This is a genomic window from Lacibacter sp. (assembly GCF_035299325.1).
Lineage (GTDB): Bacteria > Bacteroidota > Bacteroidia > Chitinophagales > Chitinophagaceae > Lacibacter.
In genome coordinates, this window is record NZ_DATGWT010000041.1 from 178,891 (window position 1) to 192,975 (window position 14,085).

Genomic DNA, 14,085 nt, shown 5'->3' on the forward strand with positions numbered 1-14,085 from the left:
TTTTGTATGCATTTTCAACTTTTTACAGGAACAGTTGTTAAACAAACCAATCTTGTACGATTGACTGTAAGTTTTTTACCTTTACCAAATTATTTAAGGAAAGTATGGAAATAAAACCCGGTTCCCTGCTCAGTAAAATTGATTCTCCGGCCGATTTGAAAAAACTGCCCATGGATCAGTTACCACAGGTTTGTGATGAGTTGCGCCAGTATATTATTGATGTAGTGAGTGTGCATGGTGGTCATTTTGGTGCCAGCTTAGGCGTGGTGGAATTGTCAACTGCTCTTCACTATGTTTACAACACACCTTACGATCAGTTGGTGTGGGATGTGGGTCACCAGGCTTATGGTCATAAAATCCTGACCGGTCGCAGAGATAACTTTCATACCAACAGGAAATATCATGGGCTTAGCGGTTTCCCCAAACGCAGCGAAAGCGAATACGACACGTTTGGCGTTGGTCACTCTTCCACTTCTATTTCGGCCGCATTAGGCATGGCGATGGCTGCAAAAATGAAAGGCGAAAACCGCAAATCAATTGCAGTGATTGGTGATGGAGCCATGACAGCCGGTTTAGCTTTTGAAGCTATGAACCATGCAGGTGTTGCTGATAGTGATGTGCTGATCATTTTGAATGATAACTGTATGAGCATCGACCCGAATGTTGGTGCGTTGAAAGAATACTTAACAGATATCACCACTTCACCCACTTACAATCGTATTAAAGATGATGTGTGGAAGGCGTTGGGCAAATTACCTGTTGGTAAAACCTTTACCCGTGAAATGGCGAGCAAACTGGAGCATAGCATCAAGGGGTTTGTAAGTAAGAGCAGTAACTTATTTGAAGCATTACAGCTTCGTTATTTTGGTCCTATCGATGGACATAACATCACGAAGCTTGTTGACACATTAAAAGATCTTAAAAATATTCCGGGACCGAAATTGTTACACATTGTAACGGTGAAAGGAAAAGGATATGAACTCGCTGAAAAAGATCAAACCAAATGGCATGCACCTGGTTTGTTTGATAAAGTAACCGGCGAAATTCATAAGAAGAAATTCGATACGCCTCAACCTCCCAAATACCAGGATGTGTTTGGACATACTATGGTTGAATTGGCAGAACAGAATGCAAAAATTGTTGGTATTACGCCAGCCATGCCAAGCGGTTCTTCACTTAAATTCATGATGGACAAAATGCCGCACCGTGCATTTGATGTAGGTATATGCGAACAGCATGCCGTTACACTCAGCGCAGGTATGGCAACGCAGGGCATGAAAGTGTTTTGCAACATCTACTCATCATTTATGCAACGTGCATATGATATGGTGGTTCATGATGTAGCTATTCAAAAACTACCTGTTGTATTTTGTTTAGATCGTGCAGGTTTGGTTGGTGAAGATGGACCGACACATCACGGTTGTTATGATATTGCTTACATGCGTTGTGTACCTAACATGATTGTGGCAGCTCCTATGAACGAAGCAGAACTGCGGAATATGATGTACACGGCACAACTTGATACACATACATTGCCTATTTCTATCCGTTATCCAAGAGGTGAAGGTGTAATGCCTGAGTGGAGAAATGAAATGAAAGAAATTGAAATTGGTAAAGGACGTAAGTTAAAAGATGGCGAAGGCATTGCAATCCTTTCATTTGGCCATCCCGGCAACTTTGCAGCAAGTGCTATTCGTGAATTAAAGAACGATGGTATTAATCCTGCTCATTATGATATGCGTTTTGCAAAACCGATCGATGAAGAAATGCTGCACCAAGTGTTTGCAAAGTTCAATAAAGTTGTAACCATTGAAGATGGAACTGTAGTTGGTGGTTTTGGCAGTGCAGTACTTGAATTTATGGCTGCACATAATTACACTGCTGAAGTGAAGATCATGGGTATTCCTGATGCACTGGTTGAACATGGTACGCCAAAACAGTTGTATGAAGAAATTGGTATTGATGCCAATGGTATTGCGAAAACAGTTAGAGAGATGATGGATGTGAGGGTGACTGTGAAAGCTTAATTAATTCGTTTGTATAAAAAAAATCCCATTGCTAGGCGATGGGATTTTTTTGTTGATCACTATTCCGATTTTTATCATAATGATAGTGTAGAGATTTCTCCTTTCGTCGAAATGACGAGACCCCGATAATTTTGTTTCTCTGCATTTACTCAAACCAACCGAATCGTCATGTCGACGACAGGAGACATCCCATAAAGATCAAGCCTTAAGCTATTTGACTTTAACTTTCTCATCTTCTGGAATAGAATAATTCAAAATTTCATACTGCAACTGACCATATTCATTAAGGTTATTCACGGTTTTCTTTGAAATTAGATACCATTTACTCCCATCAAGAATATAAACAGTTACAACTGAAGGATAAATATTTGGATCGCCGTGTGGATTATCCTTTTCAAACTTCTCTTTATTCTCCATTGGAATTAAGAATGCAAATACATTGAACTCCTTGTAGCCATTGCTTTCAGCTTCCTCAAACTTCATGGAAAGCTCATTATACCCAGAACTGTTCTTTAACTGCATTAAAATATCAAAAGAAAGGCTATCTGTATTACAACTTTTAAAGCCAAGCAATCGCTTGTCTTTGTTAACGGCACCTTGAATTGATCCAATCCAAGACTCCATTTCAGAACACAAACTAAAGAAGTCTACTTTTGAAACCTCTCCCGACGATTTAATTAATTTGCTACGAATATTTTTTTGGCTGTCCACTGTACTATCAGTCATTACATTTTCATTTCTTTCAGTTTGTTGATTGTTACACCCAACGAAAGAAAATATCATTACTAACAAACCAATCATCGTTGTAAAAACGTCTCTATTTATTGTCATGTAGTTTTGTATGAAATCTTGTCAACAAGATACTTCAAATTAGAAATAAAAAAGCCTCACCATAATTGATGAGGCTTTCACTTATTCTGAACGAATTATTTCTCTTCTTCAGGATTTGTAGGATACACAAATGAATCTTCTGCATCTTCTTCCCTGTTCTCATTCCACTCAACAATAAAATTGTTTTTCCCTTCACCTACTAACAATGTCATGTAACGTTGCTGTGAAAGTTCAAGCAACGAAAGAAATAAGAAAATGGCGTGAATACGGTTCTCCACCACATCAAACAATTTTTCAAACGGCATATTCTTTTCTTTCTTCACCATATCCAGCATGTACTCACGACTGCCTTCCATGGTGTAATTGTATTGCACAACAGTATGCACCGGTTTATTGAAACGTTCGTGGTGTTTCTTCATCACACGTTCAAACGTTTTCATCAGTTTAAACATGGTGATGGTTTGTATCTCTGTGCCTTCACCTGTTTCTTCACCAATGCTTGAAAGTTCTTTTGCAATGTTACCACGCTTCACCATGAGCATGCGCATAGCTTCCATTTCCGCCATTTCAACACTTGCTTCTTTGAAACGTTTGTATTCAAGAATTTTATCAACCAGTTCCTGGCGGGGGTCAATTTCATTTCCCTGATCATCCACTTCTTTGCGTGGCAACAGCATTTTTGCTTTAATGCGCATCAACGTGGAAATGAACAAAATAAATTCACTGCTCAGTTCTATATTCAGCTTTTCAGTTTGATGAATAAAATCCATGAAGTCTTTAATGATACGTGTAATGGGGATGTTATAAATATCCAGCTCATCACGTTCAATAAAAAACAACAGGAGATCAAAAGGGCCTTCGAACTGCGGCAGTTTTATCTGGTATGATTCTGTTTGCAAAGTATTTCTTTTTTTAACGAACAAGTCCCGTACGATTTGTACAGGACTTGCAAATGTAGGGAACTAAACCTTATTAAAAATTGGCTGTAAACCCAATACCCATGAGGGATTTGAGCTGTGTGCCCATCAACCCGCCGGTTTCTACATTTTTTGTATCGTGGTCGTAAATAAGGTCGAAATTATAGCTCACACCAATATATTTATTCACCTTGAAACCCAATGTGTTGGTCCAGAACACGTCGATATTCTGAGGATTATTCCTGTAGTTGCTGAACAGATCGAGACGGCTTGCGAGGCTGATATTCTTCGCCAGGTCTTTTTTTAGATTGGCTGTTAAAAATGCACCGATCTCGTTAATGGCCATCTTAGTTGTATCGGTAAAATTGAACAGGCGGCGGATGTCTTTATTGGCTTCGTTCACAATTACCCAGCGTGAGGTAACCGGCGACAGAAATACATCGAACGTTGCATTGGGCTTGTACAGGATACCCGGCGAAACGAGCAGGTAGGCTGGCGCAAACAACGCTGAGTTCTTTTGTTTGGGATCAACCGTATAATTGTAGCCCGTCGTCATTTGTGTACGCAGGTTTACCAAGGCAGATAAGTACCATTTGCTTTTTGCTGTATCGCCCAATTGATAACCATAACGTGAAAGCAGATCGAAACGGTCATCGTTTTTTCTTGTGCCAATACTTGTTGCATTCACAATACCATATTGCACATTCAACGTGTTATCCCACACATTCCTGTATCGCTTGTAATAAGCAAAGGTGTTGGCCAGTGCATTGATGGAGAAAGAAAATTTCTCTGCACCTGCTGCCCAGTTACGGCTGGCGCCCTGGCTGAGATTCAGATTGAAGACGCCACCTTTTGTCCAACCTTCTTTTTGTTCAGGTTCTTTCTTAATAGTTTTGTTCGATTCGTCTTTCAGGCGTTTAACCTGTGCATCCTGAGCAACTGTTGTTATCGAATACAAAATGGCCACAGAAAAAAATATCAGTTTCATCATAAGTGTTCTGTTTTGATTTTTTCATCAGCAAAGATGAAGCCATCCCTTAAAAAAAACTGCAGCAGAAAAAAACTTCTGCTGCAGTTACGTTTATATCAACTTACTTTTTTAATGCATCTCTTATTTCACGGAGTAAAACAATATCTTCCGGTGTTGGAGCCGGTGCTGCAGGTGGTTCTGCTTTTTTCATTTTATTGATCGCCTTAATTACAAGGAAAAGAAAGAACGCAATAATGAGGAATTTCACAGCAGCTGAGATCGCCATTCCATACTTTAACTCTGCTTCACCCACTTTGATGGACAATGTGTCGAAATTAACGCCGCCGGTTATAATACCTACAATTGGCATAAGTATGTGATCTACTACAGCGCCAACAATAGCACCAAATGCGCCACCAATGATAACGCCGACAGCAAGATCCACAACATTGCCTTTCATTGCAAAATCTTTAAATTCTTTGAGCATTCCCATAATATTGATTTTTGTGTGATGAAATAATTGAAGACTACTGATGAGGGTATTACAAATCTGTAAAAAAATATTTGCTTTCTCAAACTTTATTTTTTCATACCCGGATATTGCATCTTCAATTTCTTAAGTGTATCGTACACTTTTGATGCAATGAGATATTCCTTATACCAGTTCTGATCACTTGGAATAATATGCCACGGCACTTTGTTACAGGTATTGAAACACTCTTCATAATAACCCATGTATTTTTTCCAGAGTTTGGCTTCTGCAAAATCATTTTCGTTGTACTTCCACATTTTGCGTGGGTCGTGTGTACGTTCCTGCAAACGCTCCTGTTGTTCTTTAGGTGAAATATGCAGGTAAAATTTCAGTATCTGCGTATTGTTATGTTGTACAAGTAACTCTTCCATATCATTAATGGCTTTCATCCGCTTTTGTGCAGTAGCATCATCGCACCAGCCATGCACACGTGTGATCAATACATCTTCGTAATGACTGCGGTTAAAAATCCTGATCATCCCCTTGGCTGGTGCTGCTTCATGCACACGCCATAAAAAATCATGACTCAACTCTTCTGCCGTTGGTGCTTTGAATGATTTTACCGAAACACCCATTGGATTCAATGAGCCAAACACATCACGGATTGCACCATCTTTTCCACTTGCATCCAAACCTTGTATTACTACAAGCAATGCATTTTTTGCTTCAGCAATTAAGAGGTTCTGCAATTCATCGAGCTCTACCAATATCTTTTCGGTTTTGGCCTTCGTTTTTTCTTTATCAATACTGCGTGGAGCTTTGGTGCTGATGGAGGCGAGTTTCACTTTAGCCATAAGATTCGTTTTTACGAATATAAAACTTGTTACTGAATAGGGTTGCCAACCTTTAGAAGGTTGGCAACCCTGGCAACTACTCCATTCATCAAACCTAATTGGCCGAATGATTCTTTTTCCGAACCTTTGCATCTTCTATATGCATCCAAAACTTTTCAACTGGTTTCTGTTTCTTATTCTGTGCCTTGTTTGGGGCAGTTCATTTATCCTCATGAAAGAAGGATTGAAACAATTATCTGCTTATGAAGTAGCAGCCATGCGTATGTTCAGTGGCGGTGTTGTATTACTTCCTTTTGCTATTAACAGTTTTAAACGCATGCAAAGAAAAGATCTTGGGTTATTGATCGTATCGGGTTTGCTGGGAAGTTTTATACCGGCCATTCTTTTTTGTGTGGCAGAAACAAAGATCGATAGTGCGCTGGCTGGCATGTTGAATGCATTAACCCCTTTGTTTGTGATCACTATTGGTGCGTTACTGTTTAAATCAGCGGTTCCCTGGAAAAAACTTCTGGGTGTGTTAATCGGCTTTGGTGGAATGTTATTGCTTTTTTTGGCACAGAAAGCAGACAGCGCCAACAGTGATGTGTTTCTTGCCTCACTCATCGTCGTAGCAACACTTTCGTATGGCTTGAATGTAAATCTTATCAACCGATATTTAAAACATGTAGGCTCGCTTGATATTGCCGCTATTGCATTTGTTTCATTGATTATTCCGGCAACAACGGTTTTGTTGCTGGCCGGTTTTGCCAAACATGACTTTACAGATGTTGCAGTAATAAGAGCAGTGGGCGCTTCGGTAGTGTTGGGAGTTTTCGGAACAGCCATTGCATCGATCCTTTTTTATATGCTCATGAAAAGAGCCGGACCATTATTTTCCACCATGGTTACTTATGGTATTCCGTTCGTGGCAATTGGCTGGGGATTACTGGCAGGCGAAACGATTGGTCAACTGGAGATCGTTGGATTGCTGATCATTCTTTCGGGTGTTTATCTTACCAACCGGTAATAAAAAAGGGATGCACTTGCACCCCTTTACTTAAATTCTTCGTTCGGTTAAACCGACATGATCTCTTTATCTTTTGCTTCCAGATGTTTATCGATCTGTAAACTGTATTTATCTGTCAACACCTGCACATCTTTCTCTGCATCTTTCGCTGCATCTTCACTTAAACCCTCTTTTTGCAGTTTCTTGATCTGTTCAATAGCATCACGACGGATATTACGCACAGCTACTTTTGTATGTTCGCCTTCGGCATTCACCCGCTTTACCAATTCTTTGCGACGTTCTTCGGTTAATGGTGGTAAAAATAAACGGATGATTACACCATCATTCTGTGGTGCCAGACCAATATTTGAGTTGATGATTGCACGCTCAATGGGCTGCAACATATTTTTTTCCCAAGGCTGAATGGTAAGTGTACGGGCATCGGTTACACTTAAATTCCCTATCTGGTTGATGGGTGTGGGTGTACCGTAATAATCAACTACAATCCCATCAAGCATATTTGGATTTGCCCTGCCTGCACGGATCTTTACCAATTCTACTTCAAGGTGCTGAATGGCTTTATTCATGTGCTCTTCAGCATCGTCCATGATTAACGAAAGCTCTTCTGACATACAATTAAAAATTATTGAGCTGCAAACCTACTGAATTGTTATTTACTGAAGCGGCAGAAATTAAGACTGTTTGTGTTTGGCTACTTCTGTTTTTTCAGGTACAACTGCTGTACCCGCTGCCAGAGGAATAACTTTTGTTTCTCCGTTCATTGTTTCTTTTGGTGCTGTGGCAGCATCATTTGTAAACAGCTTCCGGCGGTTATTGCGGTTTGAATAAATAAGCAGGCTGATAACAGAGAATCCTACACTGATCAATCCCAATAACAAGAATGTAATGTTCAACTCTCTTGCCAAAACGGTTGCCCCGGCAATTACAAGGTTAAATGAAACAGCAAGAAAAGTCACCATTTTATGACTGAACCCTTTTGCCAATAAGAGATGATGAACATGGTTTCTGTCCGGGCTGAAAGGAGAGCGACGGGATAAGATACGATAGGCAAAAATGCGCAGTGTATCGAACAATGGAACAAACAAGATAGCGAAGCCAATTGCCGGTGCTGCAGGCAAATAAACTTTTGCCGTAGGCAACGTGGCTACCTGTATGAATTTGATTACCAAAATGGAGTTTACGATCCCTAACAAAAGAGAACCTGTATCGCCCATGAATATTTTAGCTGGTGAAATATTGAAGATCAGAAACGCACCCAAACTTCCCGCCATGGCAAAAGCCATCATTGCATAAAATGGCTGATCGGCCAAAACGAAATAAATACCAAAACAGATGGATGTGAACATACCCAGTGATCCTGCAAGGCCATCTACCCCATCAATCAAATTAAATGAGTTGGTAATTACAATGATGGTGAGATATGTAAATGCAAGACTCAGGATAAAAGGCATTTTTTCAAAGCCCATAAAACCAAACATCCCATCGATGAGAATATTGCCTTTGTACACAATGATGAAGGCTGCCAATAATTGCCCCAGGAACTTTTTGAGCGGCGTCAGCACCACAATATCGTCCTTCAACCCAAGGAAAAAGATCACCAGGAAAGCTGCCCCGAAATACTGTACTTCTACCAAACCGGCAGGCACAGCAATTAAAAAACCAAGAATAAAGCCGGCGAAAATACCAATACCGCCAAGCGAAGGAACCGGGGTTACATGCACTTTACGGTCGTCATCGGGCACATCGAAGAGATGCTTCGCCTCTGCCACCCTGATAATGATGGGAATAGCCGAATAAGTAATTAAAAAGGAAATAACCGATCCTATAAGAAGGTGATCCATGCAGTTGACTAATTCAAGTGTGTTGCAAATCTATACTTTCTGAGCCGAAAGAGGAAGCGATAACGGTAATTTTAAATGCCATCGTAGTTTTCCGTCTTTTGTCCACAGAACTGCTATAGACCGTAAGTTGCCTGAAAAGTTTAGTCGGTCGCAAACATTTTTCTATTAGCTTTGCCCGCAATTCAAAAAAACTATGCCAGAACTGAAAGAAATTGCGACGCAGCTCCGCAGAGACATTGTTAGAATGGTACATGCTTGCCAAAGCGGTCACCCGGGTGGCTCTTTAGGTTGTACCGAATACATGACAGCACTCTACTTTAAAGTGATGAAACACAAGCCCGCCTTTAGCATGGATGCTCCGGGTGAGGACCTGTTTTTCCTTTCTAACGGTCACATATCGCCGATCTTTTATGCGACGCTGGCACGTAGTGGTTATTTCCCGGCTGCAGAACTGGCAACTTTCCGGAAGTTGAACAGTCGTTTGCAAGGTCACCCAACTACACATGAGCACTTGCCTGGTGTGCGTATAGCATCCGGCTCACTCGGACAGGGTTTAAGTGTGGCTATCGGTGCGGCTTACACGAAAAAAATGAACAAAGAAAATACTGTTGTTTATTCCCTGCATGGCGATGGTGAATTGCAGGAAGGTCAGAACTGGGAAGCGATCATGTTTGCTGCTCATAATAAAATGGACAACCTGATTGCTACTGTTGATTGGAACGGTCAGCAAATTGACGGACCAACTAAAAAAGTATTGAGCCTTGGCGATCTGAAAGGAAAATTTGAAGCATTTGGTTGGGAAACACTGATCATCGAAGATGGTAACGATATGGACCAGATGGTTGCCGGTTTGGAAAAAGCAAAAACGTTTGTTGGCAAAGGCAAGCCCATCGTGAATTTGATGAAAACAGAAATGGGTAAAGGCATCGACTTTATGGAAGGAAGCCACGAGTGGCATGGTATTGCTCCCAACGATGACCAATTAGCGAAAGCTCTCACACAACTAGGTGAAACAAGCTTAGGCGATTATTAATCTTACAGAAATTCTATTGATAGAAGCAGATGGTGAAAATCATCTGCTTTTTTTATGCCTCTGATTATTGTGCCCGCAGCGAAATCTTTTGGCGTGCTGCTTTCATCGAAGGGACCCAGGAAGCCAGCAAGCCAATCACAATTACAGTGGTAATGACCAGTAAAATATCGGTGAATAAAATTTTTACCGGGTAGTAGTCGATCACGAAAGAACCTGTTAATGGAATAAGTTTAAATGTAACCTGCAGGTAAGAGAAGATCAGTGCGAGTATTATTCCAATGAAGCTGCCGGTTAATGCAAGCAATACACCTTCGGTCAGGAATATTTTCTGGATGAACTTTCTTCCGCCACCCATTGCCTGCAGTATCTGTATGTCTTGTTCTTTCTCCAGCACCAGCATCGTTAATGCACCGATCATATTAAAAGCTGCGATCACTAATATCAATGAAAGAATTCCATAGATCGCCCATTTTTCCAGTTGCATAACGGCAAAGAGTGAACGATTTTGCTGATACCTGTTCTCAACTAAATAACCCTTTCCCAGCAATTTTTGTAATGCTGCAATGGTTGCTTCTTCATCCTTTACGTTTGCTAATTTAATTTCTGCTGAGCTGTATTCATTTGGTTTCAGGCCAAGCATTTCTTTCAGTATATCAATGTTTGTAATGACATACTTGTTATCAAAATCCTGCTGAATAGAAAAAGAACCCGTTGGTTGTAAGTTCACTGTACTGATGGCTTCTAACGGATTGGAAGAAGTTACGCCACGCTTTGGCAAGTAAGCCGTAACAGGATTTATTGCACGATCGCTCATCAGGTTCAATGCATTTTCAATACCCACACCCAGAACCAAAGCCGGTGTTTCAACACTACCGGTTTCGAATGCACCATTGCTGATCATGTTTGCCACACCACTTGCTTTGTTGTAATTTTCATCAACCCCTTTGATGACAGCATTGGTGCGGTAATCGCCATTTTGCAGATGCACATTTTCTTCCACCACCATACTCACTGCAGTAACGTTCGTCAACACACGAATTTTTGCAAGTGTTGCATCATCAAGCAACATGATCTTTTGTTGTTCGGCCGTAATACGTACGTCAGGATAAAACGAGGAGTATAATGTTTTCACCAAACCTTCAAATCCATTGAAGATGCTCAGCACCACCACCAACGCAGCCGTACCAACAGCCATAGCCGTAACCGTTACCCATGCAATGATGTTGATGGCATTCGTTGATTTCTTTGATCTGAAATAGCGCCAGGCGAAAAGAAAATTCAAATGAAATAAATAATAATGATGAATAATGAGTGGTGAATAATGAACAGCAGCTCACTATTATGGGGGAGCCTTACTGATCACTGATCATTCATCACTCATTCTTTTTCTCCTCTTCTATCTTTTTAAAGAGTTCTTCCATTTTAAATACCTGGTCAAGCGTATCATCCAGGAAGTATTTGATCTCGGGTATACGGCGCAGTTGGTGTTTTACTTTCGCCGCCAGTTCTCGCTTTATTTCATGAGCTTTTTCTTCTACTTTTTTCAGCACCGCCTCATTATCCTTTGCCTGGAACACACTCAGGTAAATGCGGGCTTCCAGCAGATCAGGTGTTACTTTCACTGATGAGATGGAAACCAACCCGCCATCAACCATTGATAAACCCAGTTTCTGGAAGATCACTGACATTTCCTCATGAATAACCCCGGCTATCTGTTTCTGTCTTTTTCCTTCTAACATATCTACAACGTTTAAACGCTGTAAAAGTAGTTACTTTGCGGCGTTTAACGCATGAAACAGTTTCAACGCATTTTCAAATACCTGCGGGATTATAAAGGAAAGATTGTCCTTTATTTTTTATGTATCCTGCTCTCTATTGTATTTTCAATGGTATCGCTGGCCATGCTGGCGCCATTTCTGAAACTCCTGTTTAACCAGGAAGATCTCATAACAACACGACCCGAGTCAATTCTTTCGGCATCTGATCTGCTCGATTTTCTCATGTACCAGATCAGCAAACTGATACTGGAAAATGGAACAGAAGCTGCACTTGCTTTTATTTGCCTGATCATTATTTCATCTATTCTGTTGAAGAATATATTTCTCTACCTATCCTATCGCATACTTGCTCCAATGCGTAATGGCGTACTCACCCGCTTGCGTGGCGATCTCTACGATAAAGTATTGCAACTACCCATTGGCTATTTTACTGAGCAACGCAAAGGCGATCTTATCTCACGTATGAGTAACGATGCGAATGAAGTTGAATGGAGTGTTATGATGGCATTAGAAGTATTGATCAAAGAACCACTGAATATACTTTTCTATTTAATTGGAATGGTAATACTCAGTCCGCAGTTATCATTATTTCTTTTAGTTTTTTTACCCGTGATGGCATTGATCATTGGACGTGTAAGTCGTTCCTTAAAAAAACAATCAACTGAAGCAGGTGAAAAAAATGGCTTGGTCATTTCAATTCTTGATGAAACACTTGGAGGCATTCGTGTTATCAAAGCATTTACCGCAGAGAAATTATTGGGTAACCGTTTTCATAAAGTAAATGAAGAGTTCAATCACCTCCGGAACAAGATTCATTTCAGGAAAGATATGGCATCACCTTTAAGTGAAGTATTGGGTGTGCTTGTATTAAGTGCCGTGTTATGGTTCGGTGGCCGGTTAGTATTAGGTGGTGATGCAGGTGGACTTACATCAGAGGGTTTCATTACTTATATACTGTTCTTTACACAGATCATCAATCCATCAAAATCACTTTCTGCAGCTTACTATAATACCAAACGAGGCAGTGCTGCCATTGAGCGTATTGAAGAAGTGATCAATGCACCTGTTGTAGTTGAAGAAGTAACAAACCCTGTTACAATTTCTTCGTTTGAAAAAAGTATTGAGTTTAAAAATGTTTCATTTGCATATAACGATGCAACTGTTCTTACCAACATCAATCTCAAATTAGAAAAAGGAAAAACAATTGCATTGGTCGGTTCAAGTGGTTCGGGTAAATCAACATTGGCTGATCTTGTTCCGAGATTTCATGATGTAACAAGTGGTGAAATTTTAGTTGATGGTGTGAACATTAAAAACTATTCACTCAACAGTCTGCGTCAACTCATGGGTATTGTAACACAGGAACCTATTTTGTTTAATGACAGCATTGCAAACAATATTGCGTTGAGTAAAGCAGAAGCAAGCAAAGAAGAAATTGAAGCTGCTGCAAAAATTGCAAATGCACACGACTTCATTGCCAAAAAAGAAAATGGTTATGATGAAAACATTGGAGATCGTGGAAGTAAACTCAGTGGCGGTGAACGCCAACGTGTAACCATTGCACGTGCAGTACTAAAAAATCCACCGATCCTTATTTTAGATGAAGCTACTTCTTCACTTGATACAGAAAGTGAACGCCTGGTGCAGGATGCTATTAATCATTTGATGCAGGACCGCACCAGTCTGGTGATCGCTCACCGGCTATCGACCGTTCGGCATGCCGATGAAATACTGGTTTTGCAGAAAGGAGAAATTGTGGAACGGGGTACACACGATCAATTAGTGGACTTAAACGGGTTTTACCGCAGGCTGGTTGACATGCAGGAGGTGCGTTAAGTTTTTGTTTTGGCCCATTCGCTTTTCTCAATAATTCCCCTATCTTTATAGAGTTAATGTGAATTCAGTCCATGCTTTCTGAGCTTCCAGGTGCTTTTCCTTCGATCAGTTTCCCCGGTTTCAGTTGCTAATCCTGGTTCATGATTTTTGTTTTTTAATTTTTTTCTTGTGAACATTTACGTAGGAAACCTGGCCTGGTCCATGACGAACGAAGACCTCGCTGCTCTGTTTGAGCAATTTGGCGCTGTAACCTCTGCCAAAATTTTAACCGACAAATTCTCTGGCCGTAGCAAGGGTTTTGCATTTGTAGAAATGGAGAATGCAGAAGAAGCCCAGGCTGCAATCAGCCAACTGAACGACACTGATGTTCAGGGACGCAAAATTGTAGTGAACGAAGCTCAGCCTAAGAAAGACGACGGTGGCTTCAAAAAGCGTAGCTTCGGCGGCGGTGGAGGCGGTGGCTTCCGCGGCGGTAGTGGCGGCGGCGGCGGCTACAAAGGTGGCGGCGGTGGCGGCTACA

Annotated in this window: 14 protein-coding genes; 5 read left to right on the top strand and 9 right to left on the bottom strand. The window is 40.8% G+C overall.

Going from position 1 to position 14,085, the window contains the following annotated elements; translation table 11 throughout:
• Positions 1-104: 104 nt before the first annotated feature.
• Positions 105-2,027: a 1-deoxy-D-xylulose-5-phosphate synthase gene (dxs, locus tag VK159_RS22655; RefSeq protein WP_324232457.1), complete on the top strand. Its 1,923-nt coding sequence runs from the start codon at positions 105-107 to the stop codon at positions 2,025-2,027.
• Positions 2,028-2,237: 210 nt separating this feature from the next.
• On the opposite strand, the gene VK159_RS22660 is transcribed toward dxs, so the two are convergent.
• The 5 genes from VK159_RS22660 to VK159_RS22680 all read right to left on the bottom strand — a co-directional run bounded on the left by VK159_RS22660 (position 2,238) and on the right by VK159_RS22680 (position 6,071).
• The gene (locus tag VK159_RS22660) at positions 2,238-2,858 is read right to left on the bottom strand and encodes a hypothetical protein (RefSeq protein WP_324232458.1); all 621 of its coding nucleotides are present in this window, start codon (positions 2,856-2,858) and stop codon (positions 2,238-2,240) included.
• 95 nt (positions 2,859-2,953) lie between these two features.
• Positions 2,954-3,757, bottom strand: coding sequence for a segregation and condensation protein A (locus VK159_RS22665; RefSeq protein ID WP_324232459.1), 804 nt, complete (start codon positions 3,755-3,757; stop codon positions 2,954-2,956).
• 73 nt (positions 3,758-3,830) lie between these two features.
• Complete coding sequence (locus tag VK159_RS22670; RefSeq protein WP_324232460.1) at positions 3,831-4,766, bottom strand: DUF3078 domain-containing protein; 936 nt, start codon at positions 4,764-4,766, stop codon at positions 3,831-3,833.
• Positions 4,767-4,866: 100 nt separating this feature from the next.
• Positions 4,867-5,238, bottom strand: a complete 372-nt coding sequence (mscL, locus tag VK159_RS22675; RefSeq protein WP_324232461.1) for a large-conductance mechanosensitive channel protein MscL — start codon at positions 5,236-5,238, stop codon at positions 4,867-4,869.
• An 86-nt stretch (positions 5,239-5,324) separates the two neighbouring features.
• On the bottom strand, positions 5,325-6,071 hold the full coding sequence (locus VK159_RS22680) for a PPK2 family polyphosphate kinase (protein WP_324232462.1): 747 nt from the start codon (positions 6,069-6,071) through the stop codon (positions 5,325-5,327).
• Between the two features lie 139 nt (positions 6,072-6,210).
• Between VK159_RS22680 and VK159_RS22685 the strand changes: the two genes are divergently transcribed.
• The gene (locus VK159_RS22685) at positions 6,211-7,077 is read left to right on the top strand and encodes a DMT family transporter (RefSeq protein ID WP_324232463.1); all 867 of its coding nucleotides are present in this window, start codon (positions 6,211-6,213) and stop codon (positions 7,075-7,077) included.
• Between the two features lie 47 nt (positions 7,078-7,124).
• On the opposite strand, the gene frr is transcribed toward VK159_RS22685, so the two are convergent.
• Positions 7,125-7,688 carry a ribosome recycling factor gene (frr, locus tag VK159_RS22690; protein ID WP_324232464.1) on the bottom strand — a complete coding sequence of 188 codons (564 nt, stop codon included), beginning with the start codon at positions 7,686-7,688 and terminating at the stop codon, positions 7,125-7,127.
• A 60-nt stretch (positions 7,689-7,748) separates the two neighbouring features.
• A complete protein-coding gene (locus VK159_RS22695; protein WP_324232465.1) occupies positions 7,749-8,918 on the bottom strand; it encodes an MraY family glycosyltransferase in 1,170 nt (389 codons plus the stop codon).
• A gap of 193 nt (positions 8,919-9,111) precedes the next feature.
• Between VK159_RS22695 and VK159_RS22700 the strand changes: the two genes are divergently transcribed.
• Positions 9,112-9,951, top strand: coding sequence for a transketolase (locus VK159_RS22700; RefSeq protein ID WP_324232466.1), 840 nt, complete (start codon positions 9,112-9,114; stop codon positions 9,949-9,951).
• A gap of 64 nt (positions 9,952-10,015) precedes the next feature.
• Here VK159_RS22700 and VK159_RS22705 read toward each other — a convergent pair whose 3' ends face one another.
• Together VK159_RS22705 and rbfA are read right to left on the bottom strand one after the other, a co-directional pair.
• A complete protein-coding gene (locus VK159_RS22705) occupies positions 10,016-11,233 on the bottom strand; it encodes an FtsX-like permease family protein (RefSeq protein WP_324232467.1) in 1,218 nt (405 codons plus the stop codon).
• Between the two features lie 91 nt (positions 11,234-11,324).
• Positions 11,325-11,690 (bottom strand): 30S ribosome-binding factor RbfA, encoded by a 366-nt coding sequence (rbfA, locus tag VK159_RS22710; RefSeq protein WP_324232468.1) that lies wholly within the window; start codon positions 11,688-11,690, stop codon positions 11,325-11,327.
• Positions 11,691-11,741: 51 nt separating this feature from the next.
• On the opposite strand from rbfA, the gene VK159_RS22715 reads away from it, so the two are divergent.
• Complete coding sequence (locus tag VK159_RS22715) at positions 11,742-13,565, top strand: ABC transporter ATP-binding protein (RefSeq protein WP_324232469.1); 1,824 nt, start codon at positions 11,742-11,744, stop codon at positions 13,563-13,565.
• A gap of 201 nt (positions 13,566-13,766) precedes the next feature.
• On the top strand, positions 13,767-14,085 hold a 319-nt coding region (locus VK159_RS22720), incomplete at its 3' end, for an RNA-binding protein (protein WP_324232470.1).